Origin of the sequence: Streptomyces sp. NPDC005799, assembly GCF_040630525.1 — a bacterium.
Taxonomy (GTDB): domain Bacteria; phylum Actinomycetota; class Actinomycetes; order Streptomycetales; family Streptomycetaceae; genus Streptomyces; species Streptomyces griseorubiginosus_B.
In genome coordinates this window covers 207617-225945 of record NZ_JBEXXQ010000006.1, presented here as the reverse complement: position 1 = coordinate 225945, position 18329 = coordinate 207617, and the positions used below count along the sequence as shown (strand labels likewise).

The following is an 18329-nucleotide window of genomic DNA, read 5'->3' as shown; positions in this document are numbered from 1 at the left end:
TCAGGCGCATGCCAGCGATCGGGGCGGTCGTCGCCCTCGCGGCCGGCACGCTCGTCACCCTCGCTCCGGCCGCCCACGCGGCCGCCGGCGCCACCCTGCCCTTCACCTCCGTCGAGGCCGAGTCCGCGACGACCACGGGTTCGAGGATCGGCCCCGACTACACCCAGGGCACCCTCGCCTCCGAGGCCTCGGGGCGCCAGGCCGTACGTCTCACCTCCGGCCAGCGCGTCGAGTTCACCGTGCCGCGCGCGGCCAACGCCGTGAACCTCGCCTACAGCGTCCCCGACGGCCAGTCCGGTTCGCTCGACGTGTACGTCAACGGCACCAAGCTCGCCAAGACGCTCCCCGTGACCGCCAAGTACTCGTACATCGACACGGGTTGGATCCCGGGCGCCAAGACGCACCACTTCTTCGACAACGCCCGACTGCTGCTCGGCCAGAACCTCCAGCCGGGTGACCGGGTCGCCTTCCAGTCGACCGGCACACAGGTCACCGTGGACGTGGCCGACTTCGAGCAGGTCGGTGCCGCCGCCACCCAGCCCGCGGGCTCGGTGTCGGTCACCTCCAAGGGTGCCGACCCCAGCGGCAACGGCGACTCCACCCAGGCATTCCGGGACGCGATCGCTGCCGCCCAGGGGGGAGTGGTCTGGATCCCGCCCGGCGACTACAGGCTGACGTCCTCGCTCGGCGGCGTCCAGAACGTCGCCCTGCAGGGCGCCGGCAGCTGGTACTCCGTGGTCCACACCTCGCGCTTCATCGACCAGTCCAGCTCCTCCGGCAACGTACGCATCAAGGACTTCGCCGTCATGGGCGAGGTGACCGAGCGGGTCGACTCCAACCCGGACAACTTCGTCAACGGCTCGCTGGGGCCTAACAGTTCGGTCTCCGGGATGTGGATCCAGCACATGAAGGTCGGCCTGTGGCTGACGGGGAACAACGACAACCTCGTCATCGACAACAGCCGCATCCTCGACACCACCGCCGACGGCATCAACCTCAACGGCACCGCGAAGGGCGTCCGCGTCCGGAACAACTTCCTGCGCAACCAGGGCGACGACGCGCTCGCCATGTGGTCGCTGTACTCGCCCGACACCGACTCCAGCTTCGAGAACAACACCGTCTCGCAGCCGAACCTCGCCAACGGCATCGCGATCTACGGCGGCACCGACATCGCCGTCAGGAACAACCTGGTCTCCGACACCAACGCGCTCGGCAGCGGCATCGCGATCTCCAACCAGAAGTTCCTCGACCCGTTCTCCCCGCTCGCCGGCACGATCACGGTCGAGGGCAACACCCTCGTCCGCACCGGCGCGATGAACCCCAACTGGAACCACCCCATGGGCGCGTTGCGCGTCGACTCCTACGACAGCGCCGTCAACGCCACGGTGAACATCACCAACACCACCGTCACCGACAGCCCGTACAGCGCCTTCGAGTTCGTGTCGGGCGGCGGACAGGGCTACCCGGTCAGGAACGTCACCGTGGACGGGGCGACCGTGCGGGGCACCGGTACGGTCGTCGTCCAGGCGGAGGCCCAGGGCGCGGCCACCTTCCGCAACGTCACGGCGTCGGGCGTCGGCGCCGCGGGAATCTACAACTGCCCCTACCCGGCCAACTCCGGCACCTTCGTCCTCACCGACGGCGGCGGCAACTCCGGCTGGAGCAGCACCTGGGCGGACTGCTCGACCTGGCCGCAGCCCGGTCAGGGCAACCCCGACCCCGACCCGAACCGCAACCTCGCCAAGGGCCGTCCGGCCACCGCGACCGGCTCACAGGACGTCTACACACCCGGCAAGGCGGTCGACGGTGACGCGAACAGCTACTGGGAGTCGACCAACAACGCCTTCCCGCAGTCCTGGACGGTCGACCTGGGCTCCTCCTACGCGGTCCGCCGACTGGTGCTGAAGCTGCCGCCCTCCTCGGCCTGGGGCGCGCGCACGCAGACCATCACCGTGCTCGGCAGCACCGACGGTTCGGCCTACTCGACCGTCCTCGGCGCCGCCGGCTACCGCTTCGACCCGGCGACCGGCAACACGGCGACCGTCGCCCTGCCGAGCGGTACGAATCTGCGCTATCTCAGGCTGTCGGTGAGCGCCAACACCGGCTGGCCCGCCGGGCAGTTCAGTGAGGTGGAGGCGTATCTGACCTCGTGAGCACGTCGTTCGCACCCCCGCGCTCCGCCGCGTGGACCCGCTCCTGCACATGGGTCCGCGGCTCGGCGAAGCGCGGGGCGGCGCCGCTTCCTTTCGGCGGTGGCGGTCAGAGGTCGAGCACCAGCCGCCTGCCCCGGCAGCGCGAGACGCAGATCATCATGGTCTCCCCGCTCTCCCGCTCCTCCTCCGTGAGCACGGAGTCCCGGTGGTCCGGGGTGCCCTCCAGCACGTCGGTCTCGCAGGTGCCGCACGTGCCCTCGGTACAGGAGAACAGCACCTCGACCCCGGCGGCCCGGACGGCGTCCAGCACGGAGACGTCCGGGGCGACGGTCACCGTACGCCCGCTCTGCGCCAGCTCCACCTCGAACTCGCTGTTCTCGCCGGCCGGTTGGTCCTTCGGCGAGAACCGCTCCACCCGCAGCCGATCGGCCGGGCAGCGCTCCTCGACCGCGTCCAGCAGCGGCCCGGGACCACAGCAGTACACGAGCGTGTCCTCGGGCAGGTCCGCCAGCACTGAGGCGAGATCCAGCAGCCCGGTCTCGTCCTGCGGGGCGACGGTCACCCGGTCGCCGTACCGCGCCAACTCCTCGGTGAACGCGATGGAGTCACGGGTCCGTCCGCCGTACAACAGGCTCCACTCGGCGCCCGCCGCCTCCGCCGCGGCCAGCATCGGCAGGATCGGGGTGATGCCGATCCCTCCCGCGACGAAGCGGTAGCGGGCTGCCGGCTCCAGCCAGAAGTGGTTGCGCGGGCCGCGCACCCGGACCTTGTCGCCCTGCCCCACCTGATCGTGCACATGGGCGGATCCGCCACGTCCGTCCGGCTCCCGGAGCACGGCGATCCGCCACGCCGAACGGTCCGCGGGATCCCCGCACAGCGAGTACTGCCGCTCCAGCCCGGGGCCGAGCACCACGTCGACATGGGCGCCCGCCTCCCAGGCCGGCAGATCCTCGCCGAGCGGGTGGCGCAGGGTGAGGGCGAGCACGCCGTCGGCCGCGAACTCCCTGCGGTCGACGACGAGTTCGGCTTCGTACACGGTCATGAGTCGCTGCTCTCCTGGGGCCGGTGACCTTCGGGATGGGCGAGCATCCACTCCCACATCTCGACCGGGTCCTGTGCGGTGTGCTCGGCGCCGCAGTGACAGGTGCCGTGCAGCACGTCGGTGCCCGGCATCCAGTCGATGCGGTAGATCTCCCCGGTGGCGCCGGTGCTCACAGGACCTTCTCCACGGGCTTGTCGCCCTCCTCGACCAGGCGGGCGAGGATGCGGCGGGCGGCGAGACCGCCGGTGTCGATGTTGATGCTCAGCTCCTGGTAGCCGGTGCGCTCGGTGCCGAGCGTCCTCTGCAGCAGGTTGAGCGCGTCGACGTCCTGCATCACCACGGTGTGGTTGTTGCCCCGCAGGAACTCGGTGACCTCGGCGTCCTCGGTCGCCCAGTCCCGCGAGACCATCCAGAAGTCGTACACGTGCCCGTCGGAGGACGGGGTGATGGCGTACGTGATCTCGGTGTGGAAGCCGTTCGGGTCACTGCCGTCGGCCTCGGGCAGCACGCCGACCGGGGCGATCCGGCTGTGCAGCAGGTACAGACAGGGCGCGTGGTACTCGATGTCCTGCCACCGCGTGATCCGCCCCTCGATACCCGTCGACTTCGCGTAGAACGGCGGGCACGCGGCGTCGTCCATGTGCCGGCTCACCCGCACGATGCCGGCGCCCTCGTCGACCTCGGTGGTGATCGGGGTCTCGGCGACCTCGGGGGTGCCGATGTAACCGCCGTGCAGATACGTCTCGTGGGAGAGGTCGAGGAGGTTGTCGACCAGCAGGCCGTAGTCGGCGTCGATGGGCTCCATACCGCGGACGGTGACCCAGCCGGGGGAGTCGAGGTGCCTGGCGCGCGGGATGGTCTGCGGGTCGGCGAGCTGCGGGTCGCCGATCCACACCCACACCAGCGAGTCCTGCTCGACGACCGGGTAGGAGGCGACGCGGGCGGTGCGCGGTATCCGCTTCTGCCCCGGCACGTACACACAGGTGCCGGTGGTGTCGTACGTGAACCCGTGGTACCCGCACACGATCCGGTCACCGTCCAGCCGGCTCGGCTTCTCGTGCAACGGGAACCGGCGGTGCACACAGCGGTCCGCGAGCGCGACGGGCGCCCCTTCCTCCTCGGTCCGGTAGAAGACGAGCGGCTCCCCGAGAACGGTCCGCCCGAGCAGCTCCTCCCGCCCGACCTCATGACTGTAGGCGGCGACGTACCACTGGTTCCTGGCGAAAGCGGTGATGTGCGGCATGGCGTTCGGCTCCCGTCGTTGGGTCGTGGCGACATCGTCGGGACGGGCCGCACGGGAACGCAATACGGCTTCCGTGTCACGGAAGGGTGCTGGGAAAGTCCCTGGTGAGAGCAGTGATGCGAGGCGTCGTCCCGCTGCCGCCGACAATGGGGACAGCAGTCATGGCCTGTGCCTGCTCTGTCGGGCAGTGTTGATCCTTGACCATTGAATTGCGGGATATGTCCTTATCGTTGCTTCTCTGGCGCTTCTCTGGCGGCATACTGGTGGTACATGAGCAGAATTTGCATCGTTGCAGATCAAGTCTGTTCGTCGGAGTGTGTGAGGGCTTCGGGGTCGAATCCGGGTCGAATCCGCCTGCATTTCGGCTCTTCAGCGTGTTGTCGCAGGTCAGGCAGGTAGCGCGCGGGATCTGGGCGAGCATCGCGAGGAAAATGCAAGCTGATGGATGCAGAGAGGCGGTCGTCGACTGGCCGTTCGTCTCCCGGCGGCACACGTGGGATGCCTGCTCCGGCTAGCGCAAATAGGGCTGTTGCCGGATAGTGGCTCAGCCCAGGGGCGGCCCGGTTGGTTTCGGGGCGCGTGGCCAGGAAGGTTCCGGGTCTGGCGGCTATCAGTCCTATGGCGGGAACGAGGAAGTCGGTGGCGGAGCGATTTTCGTCGTAGCGCAGAGCAGCGGACTCATAATCCGTCGGCCGTGGGTTCGAGTCCCACCCGCCCCACTTGTGCAGGGCTGTGACCTGCGGAAACGTTCATTTTTGGGTGTCAGATCGTCAACATCGCCTGAACGGAATGAATCCGCTGCTCGTGAGTTCAGCCTCGTTGCCGGTGTCGGTAGTGCGAATGCCCCTGACCTGCACGGATGTTCCAGTTCGCAGCGGTTGAACTTGCGGTACATGGCTCCTGTGGCTGGTTGGACGCTGGCTGGACGCGGGGAAACCGGAAGTGGTCGCTCCGGTGCCGAGTCATCCACTCTGCCAAGGGTGTAGCGGAGTAGGCGCGGTGTGGTGGCAACTAGGCTCGCTTGGATCGTGACATTGCCGACGTGGCGGGTCGGCGTGGGGGAGAAACGGCCCGTGCTGAAAACGGCCCCAGATCGCACCACGGAGTCGCCCCCCCCGTGCCTCACGGTTTCGGCGGGGCATGTAAGCCGAGGGTTGCCGACGTACCCCGTTCGGCTGCTCGGACTCCGGACTGCCGGTAGCTGACCTTGTTCCGACGCCCGTTCACCGCCCGCGGGAGGCGTGTTCGGTCATGTCCCGCTGGGTGGTGTAGGCACGGCAGCTGCCTAGATTCCGGTTGTGGCGTGATCTGTCTCGGCGACGCCTGAATTCTGGTTCAGCCGCCGCCGACAATCTGCGGTTCGGGCGGGGTTGGCTGGCTGGTGAAGAGCTCGGCCATGGAGGCTTCGGAGAGGGAGCGGCGGTCGAAGTCCTGCCATTCGTCGTGGAGTTCAGCCAGGACGGCGGTGAGCCGATCGAGAGCGGCATGGACCCGGCATGATGACGTCCCCCCCGGCCGTTGGTACTCGCAAGGTACGTCCGTTCCACAGCTCGACTTTCACCTCTGGGGTGTGCGGCGCTCGTCGGGTATTTCGCTTCGCGTTCGCTGCGCGTCGGATATTCCTCACGTCCCGGTGGGCGATGTCTGTCGACTTCCTCGGTCGCATCAGCCGTCGTGGCCACGGCCAAGCCGCAAATCGGCCATGCACGGTCTGTGCCTGTGGTTGTCCACTAGCCACAATCCGGTCAGGAGAGCAGAATCAGGGCGTGACGGGGGCGATTTTCGGTCGGGAGCGCGAGCTGGCGGCACTCGCCAAGCTGCTCGATGACGTGGTGGACGGTCCGGCGGTGCTGGCGTTGTGGGGCGAAGCCGGGATCGGGAAAACGACAGTGTGGGCGGCCGGTCTCGCGGATGCGGAGGCTCGGGGGTACGCCGTGCTGGCGTGCCGTGCGGCGGCTGCCGAGGTGCGTCTGAGCTATGCGGGGCTTGCTGACCTGTTCGCCGATGTCGGTGGGGATGACGTGGCGTTGTTGCCGTGGCCGCAGCGGCGGGCGTTGGACGCGGCGTTGTTGCGGGGGATCGATGATGACAGCCGTTCCCCTGAGGCCCGAGCGGTGGCGACCGGGTTCCTGTCGGCGCTCGACCGCCTGGCTGTCCGGATGCCGGTGTTGGTCGCGGTTGATGACGTCCAGTGGTTGGACGAGCCGACCCGCCGGGCGCTCGCGTTCGCGGTCCGGAGGTGTCGCGGACCGGTCGCAGTCCTCACAGCCGGTCGTGACGGCGGGCGGCCGGATCAGCGGGGTGAGATCCGTCCCCGTGATCGGGCGCGGCTGCGTCGTGTCTTTGTGGGTCCGCTCAGTCTGGGCGCCTTGCATCACGTCCTGATGGGAAATTTGGGGCGATCGTTCCCGCGGCCGGTGTTGCTACGGATCGCGCAAGCCTCGGGCGGCAACCCGTTCTACGCGTTGGAGATCGCCCGATCACTCGACATCCGGAAGACGGCCCGCACCACCTTCCCGGACAGCCTCCGGGCAGTGGTGCGGGACCACATCGGTGCCCTGGAACCCAAGGTGCAGGAGGCGCTGCTGGTAGCGAGCGCACTTGCCGCGCCAGCCCTCGACCTGATCGGACGGGCCTGCGGGGGCGTGGATGCCGCCGAGGTGCTCGGTGCTGCCGAGGATGCGGGCGTGGTCGAGTTGTCCGGTGGCTGCGCGCGGTTCACCCACCCGCTGCTGGCCAATGGTGTCTATACCGAAGCATCGCCAACGACGCGGCGTGCGCTGCACCGGCAGTTGAGTGGGCTGGTCGACGACGTCGAGGAGCGGGCGCGTCACCTGGCGCTCGCTGTGACCGGCCCGGAAACCGAGGCGCTGGCCGCGCTCGACGCGGCGGCCGCCCAGGCGCGGCGGCGCGGCGCAGCGGGGGCAGCAGCCGAGCTACTGGAGCTGGCCATCGGCCTGGGGGCCGACGACCCATTGCGGCGGGTCCAGGCCGCCCATGACCACTTCCACGCGGATGATCCGTTGCGAGCCCGGGACCTGCTGGAGCGGGCCATCACCGATCTCGGCCCGGGTCCGGGGCGGGCTGGGGCGCTCGCCCTGTTGGGCACAATCCTTTACGAGGTCGACGACTACGCCCAGGCCATCGACACCTTGGAGCGGGCGTTCGACGACGCGGGCGACGACCCCCGGCTTCGGGCCGAGATCGCCTTGGAGCTCAGCGTCGCGCTCAACAACGGCGGGCGCATGGGCGACGGGATCCCGTATGTGATGCTGGCGGTGCAGGAGTCTGAGCGGGTCGGGGACGACGGCCTGCTCGCCGAGGCGCTGGCCGCCTCGGCGATGAGCCGTTTTCTCGCGGGTCAAGGCGTCGACGAGGCGGCGTTGGGCAGGGCGTTGGCGCTGGAGGACCCGGATCGGCGCAGCCACGCGGTCCTCCGGCCGTCGCTGAACGCGGCCCTGATGCACCTGTGGACCCACCGGGTCGATGAGGCCCGGGCCGGACTGGCGGGCCTGCGCGAGTGGTGCCTGCAGCGGGGTGAGGAGAGCGACCTCTGGTTCATGTCGTATCACGCCATCACGGCCGCGCTGTGGTCCGGTGATGTCGAGACCGCGCAGGGGCTGGCCGCCGATATGACCGAGCGGGCGCTCATGGCGGGGACCGAGCGCCTGCGGGCGAACGCGCTGGGTGCGCAGGCGCTCGTCGCGGCCTGGGTGGGGCGGTTCGAGGAGGCGCGGGCCGTCGGCGAAGAGGCGGTGGCGATCCTTACCAAGGCTGGTATGGCCTCCGGCTTGCTGTTCATGGCGAGCACGTTGGGCATGCTTGCGCTGTCGATTGGCGACCCTGGCGGCGCGGCTCGGTGGCTGGCCCCCGCCGCGGCGGCGATGGTTGAGATGGGCCTCGGTGAGCCGGCATGTGTGCCATTTCTCCCGGACGCCGCCGAGGCACTCATCGCGCTTGGCCGCCTGGCTGAGGCCGAACTCCTGGTGGAGCGGCTCGAAACGAGCGGCCGCGGCCCCGACCGAGCCTGGGCCGAAGCGGTCGGGGCCCGGACCCGCGGCCTGCTGGCGGCAGCAGCGGCCGACCTTGACGCCGCACGGTCAGCGTACGAACGGGCGCTCGTCGCCCACGACCGTCTGCCCCTGCCCTATGAAAAGGCCCGGACCCTCCTGTTGCTGGGGCAGCTCCAGCGCCGCCGCAACGAGCGCCTGGCGGCCCGGGCGACGCTTGAGGAGGCGGCAGGAGCCTTCGACATGGTCGGCGCGGCGCTCTGGGCCCACAATGCCCGCACCGAGCTGGACAGACTGGGCTCACGCTCCGGCCCGGTCGATGCGCTGACCCCGACCGAGCAACGTATCGCCGAGCTGGCCGCGAGCGGGTTAACCAACCGCGAAGTGGCCACGGCCCTGGTCATCAGCCCCAAGACCGTCGAGGCCAACCTGTCTCGGGCGTACCGCAAGCTCGGGATCCGGTCCCGGGCCCAGCTCGGGGCATGGCTGGCGCAGCGACGGACCGAGGACCACCCGCCGGACGGGTAGGGAAACACCTGACGCACGCCGGACACCCGGCGGTGAAAGTCGACCCGTGGATACCGCGGAAAGGACTTACCTGGTCGAGTGCTACTGGCCCGGGGTGACGGCATCAGCCCTGGCCGATGCCGGGATCCGGGCGGCCGCCGCGGCTCGCGAGTTGAGCACCCTGGGCCGGAACGTCCGGTTCCTCGGCAGCTTGCTGGTACCGGCCGACGAGACTGCGTTCTGTCGCTTCGCCGGCGGCTGCGCCGCCGACGTGGAACGAGTCAGCACCCTGGCCCGACTCCCCTTCGCACGCATCCTCGAATCCGTCGAGCTACCCGGCGACAACGACTTCTTGCCATGACCAGTCAATGGTCGACGTCGACGCCGTCCCGCCAGCACCATGAGCAGACCAAACAGTCGGACCGGCTGGGAGCGCGTCGATGGCCTGCTCGGACGCGCCCTGCCGGATCAGCCGGGGATTCGTTATCCGCCATTGCCTTGTGGAGCATGACCAGGGCAGCCGACCACCCATTGCCGAGGGTTCGCCGGGAGTAAGCGTAGGGAAACACCCGACGCACAGCGAAGGCGGGCGCGCCACCGTTGGCACGTGGCGCTGCAAGTCCGGCCGGTCATCGCCGAGTTGTCAACAACGGCCCGAAGCTCGGGATACAGCGGGAGGTTAGCGGCAGTGGACCTGGGAACAATGGCCGACGAGATCGCGAGCCTGTCCGCCGGGCCGCTGGGCGACGTGTGCATTGCGGTTCTCGACGGGCCAGTCGACGTGTCACACCCGTGCTTCGCCGGTGCCGACCTGCGGGTGATCGATACTCTCGTGCCGAGTGCGCCAGGCCCCGGCCCGATGTCGTTGCACGGCACCCACGTGGCCAGCATGATCTTCGGCCGACCAGGCTCGCCAGTGTCCGGAGTCGCGCCGCGCAGCCGCGGCCTGATCCTGCCTGTTTTCCGCGACGCCGGTGGGCCGCTGTCCCAGGTTGAACTGGCACGGGCGATCGAGATCGCGGTCCGCGAGGGCACGGACGTGATCAACATCAGCGGTGGCGAGCGCGCCCCGACCGGCGAACCGGACGACGTGCTGGCGGCAGCCCTGCGGCTGTGTGAGACAAACGGCGTGCTCGTCGTCGCGGCCGTGGGCAACGACGGCTGCGACTGCGTCCAAGTGCCCGCGGCCGTCCCGTCCGTGCTCGCCGTCGGCGCCTGCACGGTCGACGGCCAGCCGCTGGCCACGAACGACTGGGGCGCGCCGTACCGGGTCAACGGAGTCCTGGCGCCGGGATACGAGCTCGAGGGCGCCCGGCCGGGCGGCGGCACGGCCGCGCTGTCCGGCAGCAGCTTCGCCGCGCCGATCGTCTCCGGAGCCGCCGCGCTGCTGATTGCCGCAGTGCGTGGCGCCGACTCGAATCTGTCTCCGGCCGCGATCCGCGACGCCGTCCTGCACACCGCGTCCGCATGCGACCCGGAGCTCGGCGCGAACTGCGAGCGGTACCTCGGCGGACTTCTCAACCTCCCGGCAGCACACAAGGCAGTCAGCGGCAACGTCGTCCCCCATGTCGACAGAAATGAGGACCCTATGGAGACAATGGACACCGTCCCGCCGTCGGCCCTGGCGCAAGAATCGGAACCGGAACCGAGCGGGGGCGTGATGGCGGCGTGCGCCGACAGCCCGGCGCCGGCCGGGCAGCAGCCAGCCTGCGGCTGCGCGACGACGACGCCCAACTACGTGTTCGCCATCGGCACGATCGGATGGGACTTCGGCACGGAGGCCCGGCGGGACGCCTTCATCCAGCAGATGGACACCAAACCTGGCCAGGGTGGCCACGATGTGCCGGCGAACCCGTACAACCCGATGGAGTTGGCGAGGTACCTGCGGGAGAACCCTTGGGTCTCGGACAAGGTCATCTGGACCTGCAACCTGGAGGGGCGGACGCCGATCTATGCACTGGAAGCCGAAATCCCGTTCGGCATGGACTGGGGCGGTATGCGACCGCCGAAGAAGGACCCCGGTCCTGAGGAGGTGCCTTACTTTCCCCCGGTCTCCGTGATCCACAAGACATTCCGGCAAGCGATCGTCGGGCAGACCCTTCGCCCCGACGACCCGCTGTACGTGGCGCGCGTATCCATACCCGGGACCCTGACCAACCGCACGGTCCGGCTGTTCTCTGGACAGGTCATACCGGTGGTCGTCGTGCATGCACACGGCCTTTACACCTGGAACGAAGCCATACTCGTCAACAGCCTGATCGAGCAGATCAGCACTGACCGAGAGGCCCGGAACCTCCCACACATCGACGAGATAATGGTGCGGTCGCTGGTCCACGCCTTCCTCGACAAGGTCTACTACCAGTTCCGCAATCTCGGCCAGAGCGGGCCGGACCGGGCGCTGAACTATGCCGCGACCAATGCGTTCGAGCTGACCCAGGCGCTGGCCAACGGGTTCCTGTCCGGCCGTCTCGTACCGCGATCGTCGGACGATCCGGAAACGCTTTACGCCCTCGACGACATCACCGTGGTCAAGAGCCGCTACCAACGGCCCGACTCGGAGTCCTACGACGTGACGCTCACGTTCATGGACCCGGAGAATGACCGCCAGTCTCGCGTCGCCTATCTGATCACCATCGACGTCAGCGGCGAGATGCCGGTCAGCCTCCATTCGCCCCGCCAATTCCTTATCGGCCGTTAGGAGGCCCACGATGGACACCTTCCCGAGCCCGAAGCTGCCCGTGTTTGCGCACGGGATCAACCGTGACGGAAATTCCGCAACGGCGGCGTGGCGAAACGGTGGCGGTGTCGAGCCAGCCGCCGTGGACTGCAGCAAGCTGCACGGGCCGGCCCGAGCAATCTGCTACCAGGCGCAGGCAACCGTTGCGCCGCCACTGATCCCCGCGGACCCGCTGAGCATCGGCTTCTGACGAAACGAAAGGAAAGCTGTCATGGACACAAACGTCGGGCTGTACGCCGACACACCGGTGGCAAGCCTGCGCTTGCCGCGACAGGCCCCAGGCGTCCACCGCGGAACGGGTGCAAGCGCAGCCGTCGCCGCGGCCGGCGGCGTCGAAGCGGCGGGACTGTTCAGCTGGCTCGGCAACCTGCTCGGCAGCATCGGCATCGACATCGACCCAGACGTGACACAGACGTTGGACGACCTCGGCAACGCCGTCGTGCCCTTCATCCCCGGCGTCGGCCAGGTTGCCCAGGTTGTCAGCCCGTACATCCCCTGAACCAATTTTCGCGGTGACCACCAGGGCTGAGAGAGGACCGGGACGATGTCACTGAGGTTGCCTGTGCTGCGATCGGTCGATCGGTCGAAGCCGATCGAGCCGTTCACGATCACCGACTTCAACGTGCAGGGCGGGGTCGTCGTCGTCGACAAACTCGAGGTCCTCTACGGCCCCACCCCTGGGGACCCCGCGCCCCTGCTCCGCCCCATCTGCGCCGGACGGGCTTGTGTCGCCCGGCCGGCGCCGGCCATCAGATTGCGAGGCTAGCCATGCCTTTCACCGATATCGAGGAGCGGGGATGTTGACCTCATCGCTCTTCAGCGGCACCGAGGATCTGGAGGATGTCGCGGCCGGACGGCGCAAGATCCGCGTGCGAGTCATCATTCGTCGAACTGGTACAGCAAGCACTGTTCACCCTGGGGGCCGCGTTGCCGGTGAGCGGCGTGGACGGAGCCTTGGGCGGCGAGACCGCACCATGCCGGTCATGGAATCCGCCCGCATGCGCCGGGAGGGGGAGCGCGCGGATGACAGCCATTGATGACAAGCATCAATTGCTCCGGGACACCGTTCTTGACCTCGGCGAGCCGGTGGGCCCCGAGATCGATCTGGCCGACGGCGGCTCAATGCGAGAGTACGAGTTCGGAACGATCTGCTTCCACCCGGAGGTCGGCGCTTTCGAGGTCCACGGGTTGATTCGGGAAACCTACCTCAACGAAATGGGAGGTCCGGTGGGCCGGCTCGGCTACCCGACCTCGGACGAGACGGGGTTGGGAGTAGGCCGTCTCAGCACCTTCGAACTGGGCGAGAGCGGCCTCTTCTTCGATCCGGTGAGCGGCATCAACCTGATCGACGATCTCAGCCTCCGCCAGCTGGAGAGCACGTTCTCCGACGACATCCTCGCCCCCGAGCCCGTGGCCGCAGGACCGACCCAAACCTTGTGCTTCCCGCCAGGTTCCGTGGCCGGTTCCCTGCGCGGGATGCAATTCGGGCTCATTGCCGAGCGGCTGATCCACGATGACTACTGCAGGCTGATGGGCTGTCACCCAGCCAACGACTACTTCGACCGGACCGGATCGTCGGTCGAGTACCTGACTTTCCTCCAGAGCCACAACCCCGGCCTTCGACCTCGCTACAGGGAGATTCGGACGTGGCGGCGGCCGGACATCCTGTCCCACCGGCCACCCCGTTTCGAGTGGTACGAGATCAAGCCGTTGTCGGTCTGGGGGATGGCCGACTTCGCGGACAAGTTCGTGAAGATCACGAATTACATGATGAAGCACAGCCTCCCGTACGTCCCCGGGGTCACGTACAGTCCCACGCCGTTCCTACCAATCGGAACCTTCAACATCGTCGGCGTCGACATAGAAGTAAGCCTGGGTGTCGCCCGGCGCACCGCGGGGCTCATCGACTACCAGCTGTGCATCAGGGGTAATCTCGTCGAACTCTTCGCGCGCATCGCCCTCGCCGCTCTCGTCGCCGCCATCATCGCCCAGATCGTCACGAAATTCGCGCCGCTGCTGGCACTGTGATCCCGGCGAGCTTGACTGCGACAGCGGGACGGAAAGGGTAGGGGAGGGGGTCACATGGGTATCACCTTTGAGTTGTTGTGGCTGGCCGATCCGCTATACCGGATGACGATGACCGGGCCGTCGGTTCGCCCTGTTGTTCCGCGTGATGGTGGGCGGGGCCTTCGCGTGTCGCTGCGGCTGCGCCGGGGTTCCACGGCACCCGAACGTCGTGCGGGTTAGCACCTTTCCTTAGGTGACGGCGACAGCCCGCAGGGGGTGGTGGTGTCCCCGGACGGGCGCCGGGCCTACGTGACCAACTGGCGCCCAGGCTGAGGAACCCCTGTTCGCCAGCCTGACCCAGGACGAGCGGGACGCGCTGGAGGGTCTGCTCAAGCGGGCCCTGTCCCGCGCTGAAATCCCCCGGGCCTGACGGCGTCGGACAGCAGACACGCACAGACAGGTGGGCGAGGAGGAGTAGCAGCCCCCGGCCAGCCACGCCACCGCGCGGTTGTGGCCCTTCCGTCGACGGTCCCACCCGCGCCGCCACGAACGCTCGCACCTCGTCCTCCGCCGTGGAGAACTCCCGGTATCCGTACGCCTCATGGATGTCACCAACCCCGTCGGCGTCACCGATCCCTGCCCGCCGGCCCTTGCCTGGCTCATGCTCCGCCGGAACAGGGGAGTCCAGGCCCTCCGCGTGGTCTTCCCTGAGCCGCAGCGATGAGGGGGCGACGGATCCGGTTGCGGTCGGGCCGATGACCGTGGATACCTCGTCACCGCAGGCGAGGACTGATCCGACACTGCCGGTGCTGCGGACCGGCGCGTGGGCGACCTGACAGGTCTCGTCGGGTGGCAGGGCACGCTGTGTCGTGCACCTCATCGTGCGCAGGCCCGGTCGGCGTACAGGGGAACGCGACGTACGCCGGTGCGTTCGAACAGCCCCGAGACGGCGAGCCACCCCGTATCGGGAGGCGTGCGGCGACGCGAGCGGGCGGCTGCGATCCGGTGGCCTGGGTCGCATCTGGCGCATGATCTGCATGCAAGGGTGGCCACGTGACGTGCTTTCTGCTCTCTGGATCTAAATATGGCGGCGAATCGCAGGACGACTTCTACAACTGTCTTGTCAGCGACACCTGCGAAACGCTTCGAGCTCAGGGAGAAGACGATGACCGACCACGGAGCCGACCTGCTGATCCGCGCCGGCGCGGTGCACACCCTGGTACCGGGCCAGGCGCCGCAGCGGGCGTTGGCGGTGCCCGGCGACCGGATCTGCGGTGTCCGCGGACCCGAACGGCCTCGACCGCCTGGTGACCGAGAAGACCGTGGTCCACGACCTGCCCGGCGCCACCGTGCTGCCCGCCTGCGACGTCACCCACACCCACCTGATCCTCGCCGGGCTCGGCGCCCACGACGTCCCCGTCCACCGGGCCCGCACCATTCCCGAGTTCCTGGACCTGATCCGGCAGCGGGCAGCGGTCACCCCTGAGGGCGAGTGGATCCGCACCACCACCAACTGGCAGGAACTCAACCTGGCCGAGCGACACATGCCCACCGCGGCCGAACTCGACACGGCCACCGACAAACACCCGGTCCTGGTCAAGCGCGGCGCCACAACGACGTCGTCAACAGTTACGCCCTGCGCCTGGCCGGCATCACCGAGGACACCCCCGTGCCGCCCGGCGGCACCATCGGCCGCGACGCCGACGGCCTGCTGGACGGCAGGCTCATCGACAACGCCATGGGCCTGGTGGAACGCCTGGTACCGGCCCAGGACCGAGCCCAGCGCATCGACGGACTGCGCCTGGCCAGTGCCCAGTACGCGGCCACCGGCATCGGCACCGTCCGCGACTGCATGGTCTCCCCGGCCGACCACGAACTCCTGCGCGCCGCCCACGAGGAAGGGGTGCTCGGCGTCCGGGTCCGGGCCCTGATCTCGGCGCTCGGCATGACCAGCGCCGCCCAGGTCGAGGACCTGCTCGACACCATGGAGCAGTGGCGTTACGACTCCGACCCATGGCTGCGGGTGTGGGGCGTGAAGTTCGGCCTCGACGGCGGCCTGGAGGCCGGGGCCACCGAGGAGCCGTACGCCTGCGACCACTCCTTCTCCGGAACGCTGATCTGGGACCCCGACGCGCTCGTCGAGGCGGTCGAGGCGGTGGTCCGGCGCGGCTGGCGGGTCGGCACCCACGCCTACGGCGACCGCGCTGTGCGCACCCTCCTCGACGTCTACGAACGCGTCCTTCGGCGCAACCCCGGCCTGCCCGCCGGCACGCTCGTGATGGAGCACGGCGGCCTCGCCGACCCCGAACAACGCGCCCGCGCCGTCGCCCTCGGCATCCCCGTCACCATCCAGCAGCCCCTGCTGCACGACACCGCCGAGGTGGAGGAGGGCTTCTGGGGCCCGGAACGCGTGGCCCGCCTCTTCCCGGCCCGCGGCTAGGTCGACCTGGGCGCCCAGGTCAGCGCCGGATCCGACTTCCCCGTCGGCCAGTTCGGCGCCATGCGCTCCGTCTGGGGCATGACCACCCGCCAGACCGTCATCGGAGTCAAGGGCCCCGAACACGCCCTCACCTACGACGAAGCCCTCACCCTGCACACCCTCAACGCCGCCCGCCTGAGCGGCGAAGAGAGTCTGCGCGGCACCCTCACCCCCGGCCGCCTCGCCGACCTCACCATCTGGGACCAGGACCCCGCCCACTGTCCGAGCGACACCCTGCGCAACCTCAACCCCACCTACACCTTCGTCGGCGGCCTCCTGATCACACCCGCCAGCGCGCGATAAGTGGGCCCCCAAGGGACGTGCGGGCCGGGGCACCGGTTATCCGTTCCAAACGCCGCAACCTCCAGTCGACGCAACCTCCGCCGAGCAATCCGCCAACGAAGCCCGGGTTGCCGCATGCGGTTCGCCAGGAGCCCTGATGCGCTCAAGCTGCATGTAGAGGCTCCGCCCCGACCGCCGGGGCGGAGCCTTAGCGCGTTGGAAGCGAAATCCGCTGCTCTCGTTTTTGAGCCCGTTTCTCAGCTGCAAGGACGGACGCTGCGGCAGCTGAAATCATCCATCCGGGACGCGTTCGGGACGCAGGTTGGACACAAGGATCGGAAAGGACTGACAAGGGCCGAGAAGAGCTGAGGTGCCAAACTGCGTCTGACCTGGGAAAACGGCCAAGATGAGCATTGATCGACAAGGGTCGCCAAGATCCTCAAAGGACTCATAATCCGTCGGCCGTGGGTTCGAGTCCCACCCGCCCCACCAGTACAGGCCTCTGACCTGCGGAAACGTTCATTTTGTCCTGTCGGATCGTCAACTTTGCCTGAACGGACTAAATCCGCTGCTCGTGGGTTTGGAGTCGGGTGGTGGCCGGGGAGTTGCAGCCCTTCTGACCTGCGGTGGAGTAGATGATCGAGGTTGTCGCTCGGGGTCCGGGCGGCTGCCTTGAGGCCGACGACGAAACCCAGGGGCCGTACAGGGGCCGGGGCGGCGCAGCCGGGTCCTGGCCGACCGTGTCTCCGAGGTGATCGACCGCATGGTCCAGGAGGGACCGTGCCGGAGAAGGAGCCCTGGCGTGTCCTTGATGTTCTTGCCGGTAACTCGGCTTCACTCAACTCGGTGCGGTCCACGGGTGGCCTTGCGCGAGGCCCCGGCGCACCCATCCGACCTGGCGGACCGGCTGGGGATCTCCCGCACCCGTCTCTCCAACCATCTGGCCTGCCTGCGCGACTGCGGTCTCGTGGTCGCCGTGCCGGTCGGCCGGCGTACCCGCTACGAACTCGCCGACGCGCGCCTGGGCCACGCCCTCGACGACCTGCGTACGGCCGTGCTGGCGGTGGAAGCCGACCGCACCTGCCCGGATGCCGACGAGAAGGGCTGCTGCTGATGGTCTCGATATCACTCGGCCCGTCCCCGGCCCGCCGGGACGCGCTTACCCGGCGGATACGGTTGCTGGTGGCCGCCACCATCACCTACAACGTCATCGAGGCGATCGTCGCGATCACGGCCGGGACGCTCGCCTCCTCCACTGCGCTGGTCGGCTTCGGGCTCGACTCGGTCATCGAGGTCTCCTCTGCGGCGGCCGTGGCCTGGCAGTTCTCCGCCCGCGAGCACGCCGTGCGCGAGGCCCGGGAGAAGACCACGCTGCGGATCATCGCCGTGTCGTTCTTCGCGCTGGCCGCGTACGTAATCCTCGACTCCGTACGGGCTCTGACCGGCACTGGCGAGGCCGAGACCTCGATCCCCGGCATCGTGCTCGCCGCCCTCTCCCTCGCGATCATGCCGTTCCTGTCGGCGGCGCAGCGCCGGGCCGGCCGGGAGCTGGGTTCCGCCTCGGCCGTGGCCGACTCGAAGCAGACCCTGCTGTGCACCTACCTCTCGGCGGTGCTCCTGGTGGGCCTGGTCGCCAATGCCGCTCTCGGCTGGTCATGGGCCGACCCGATCGCCGCTCTCGCCATCGCCGCGGTCGCGGTGAAGGAGGGACGGGATGCGTGGCGCGGCGATGCCTGCTGCGCCGTACCCGCTGCCACGGCGGCAGTCGAGGAGACGGACGGCTGCGGCTGCGCGCCGGGCTGCGCCTGCTGCTCCTGACCGGCGGCGGACTCCTACATCACGTCGTCCGCGTCCAGCTCCTCGAAGAGC

11 protein-coding genes, 1 tRNA gene and 3 pseudogenes are annotated in these 18329 nt (G+C 68.7%); 11 read left to right on the top strand and 4 right to left on the bottom strand.

Translation table 11 applies throughout. The annotated features are described in order from the left end of the window. The first annotated feature begins 8 nt into the window (after positions 1–8). Positions 9–2153, top strand: a complete 2145-nt coding sequence (locus tag ABZ453_RS08605) for a discoidin domain-containing protein (protein ID WP_359012932.1) — start codon at positions 9–11, stop codon at positions 2151–2153. A 106-nt stretch (positions 2154–2259) separates the two neighbouring features. On the opposite strand, the gene ABZ453_RS08600 is transcribed toward ABZ453_RS08605, so the two are convergent. From ABZ453_RS08600 to ABZ453_RS08590, 3 genes are read right to left on the bottom strand one after another with little or no spacing between them, the layout of a single operon-like run. After that, on the bottom strand, positions 2260–3195 hold the full coding sequence (locus tag ABZ453_RS08600) for a PDR/VanB family oxidoreductase (RefSeq protein ID WP_359012930.1): 936 nt from the start codon (positions 3193–3195) through the stop codon (positions 2260–2262). Further along, positions 3192–3368: a hypothetical protein gene (locus tag ABZ453_RS08595; RefSeq protein WP_356760498.1), complete on the bottom strand. Its 177-nt coding sequence runs from the start codon at positions 3366–3368 to the stop codon at positions 3192–3194. Before ABZ453_RS08595 ends, ABZ453_RS08600 begins: the two co-directional genes overlap by 4 nt. Then, entirely contained in the window at positions 3365–4438 is a 1074-nt protein-coding gene (locus tag ABZ453_RS08590) for an aromatic ring-hydroxylating dioxygenase subunit alpha (RefSeq protein ID WP_359012928.1), read from the bottom strand. Before ABZ453_RS08590 ends, ABZ453_RS08595 begins: the two co-directional genes overlap by 4 nt. 639 nt (positions 4439–5077) lie before the next feature. On the opposite strand from ABZ453_RS08590, the gene ABZ453_RS08585 reads away from it, so the two are divergent. After that, a tRNA-Met gene (locus ABZ453_RS08585) sits at positions 5078–5157 on the top strand. 616 nt (positions 5158–5773) lie between these two features. On the opposite strand, the pseudogene ABZ453_RS08580 reads toward ABZ453_RS08585, so the two are convergent. Continuing rightward, positions 5774–5923, bottom strand: a pseudogene (locus ABZ453_RS08580) (IS256 family transposase); the annotation flags it as partial. A 281-nt stretch (positions 5924–6204) separates the two neighbouring features. Here ABZ453_RS08580 and ABZ453_RS08575 point away from each other — a divergent pair. The 9 genes and pseudogenes from ABZ453_RS08575 to ABZ453_RS08535 all read left to right on the top strand — a co-directional run bounded on the left by ABZ453_RS08575 (position 6205) and on the right by ABZ453_RS08535 (position 18278). Beyond that, a complete protein-coding gene (locus ABZ453_RS08575) occupies positions 6205–8976 on the top strand; it encodes a LuxR family transcriptional regulator (protein ID WP_359012926.1) in 2772 nt (923 codons plus the stop codon). Positions 8977–9022: 46 nt separating this feature from the next. Next, positions 9023–9316: a hypothetical protein gene (locus ABZ453_RS08570; protein WP_359012924.1), complete on the top strand. Its 294-nt coding sequence runs from the start codon at positions 9023–9025 to the stop codon at positions 9314–9316. Between the two features lie 342 nt (positions 9317–9658). After that, the gene (locus ABZ453_RS08565) at positions 9659–11653 is read left to right on the top strand and encodes a S8 family serine peptidase (RefSeq protein ID WP_359012922.1); all 1995 of its coding nucleotides are present in this window, start codon (positions 9659–9661) and stop codon (positions 11651–11653) included. Positions 11654–11663: 10 nt separating this feature from the next. Continuing rightward, positions 11664–11882: a hypothetical protein gene (locus ABZ453_RS08560; protein WP_359012920.1), complete on the top strand. Its 219-nt coding sequence runs from the start codon at positions 11664–11666 to the stop codon at positions 11880–11882. Positions 11883–11903: 21 nt separating this feature from the next. Continuing rightward, on the top strand, positions 11904–12191 hold the full coding sequence (locus ABZ453_RS08555) for a hypothetical protein (protein ID WP_359012918.1): 288 nt from the start codon (positions 11904–11906) through the stop codon (positions 12189–12191). A 524-nt stretch (positions 12192–12715) separates the two neighbouring features. After that, on the top strand, positions 12716–13720 hold the full coding sequence (locus ABZ453_RS08550; RefSeq protein WP_359012916.1) for a hypothetical protein: 1005 nt from the start codon (positions 12716–12718) through the stop codon (positions 13718–13720). 1253 nt (positions 13721–14973) lie between these two features. After that, positions 14974–16481, top strand: a pseudogene (locus ABZ453_RS08545) (amidohydrolase). An 838-nt stretch (positions 16482–17319) separates the two neighbouring features. After that, positions 17320–17574, top strand: a pseudogene (locus ABZ453_RS08540) (helix-turn-helix domain-containing protein); the annotation flags it as partial. Then, positions 17574–18278: a cation transporter gene (locus tag ABZ453_RS08535; RefSeq protein WP_359012914.1), complete on the top strand. Its 705-nt coding sequence runs from the start codon at positions 17574–17576 to the stop codon at positions 18276–18278. The pseudogene ABZ453_RS08540 and the gene ABZ453_RS08535, both read left to right, overlap by 1 nt. Positions 18279–18329: the final 51 nt, after the last annotated feature.

Coding starts and splice junctions, on each gene's coding strand:
- ABZ453_RS08605 (WP_359012932.1), top strand. CDS start 9: ATGCCAGCGATCGGGGCGGTCGTCGCCCTCGCGGCCGGCACGCTCGTC.
- ABZ453_RS08600 (WP_359012930.1), bottom strand. CDS start 3,195: ATGACCGTGTACGAAGCCGAACTCGTCGTCGACCGCAGGGAGTTCGCG.
- ABZ453_RS08590 (WP_359012928.1), bottom strand. CDS start 4,438: ATGCCGCACATCACCGCTTTCGCCAGGAACCAGTGGTACGTCGCCGCC.
- ABZ453_RS08565 (WP_359012922.1), top strand. CDS start 9,659: ATGGCCGACGAGATCGCGAGCCTGTCCGCCGGGCCGCTGGGCGACGTG.
- ABZ453_RS08560 (WP_359012920.1), top strand. CDS start 11,664: ATGGACACCTTCCCGAGCCCGAAGCTGCCCGTGTTTGCGCACGGGATC.
- ABZ453_RS08555 (WP_359012918.1), top strand. CDS start 11,904: ATGGACACAAACGTCGGGCTGTACGCCGACACACCGGTGGCAAGCCTG.
- ABZ453_RS08550 (WP_359012916.1), top strand. CDS start 12,716: ATGACAGCCATTGATGACAAGCATCAATTGCTCCGGGACACCGTTCTT.
- ABZ453_RS08535 (WP_359012914.1), top strand. CDS start 17,574: ATGGTCTCGATATCACTCGGCCCGTCCCCGGCCCGCCGGGACGCGCTT.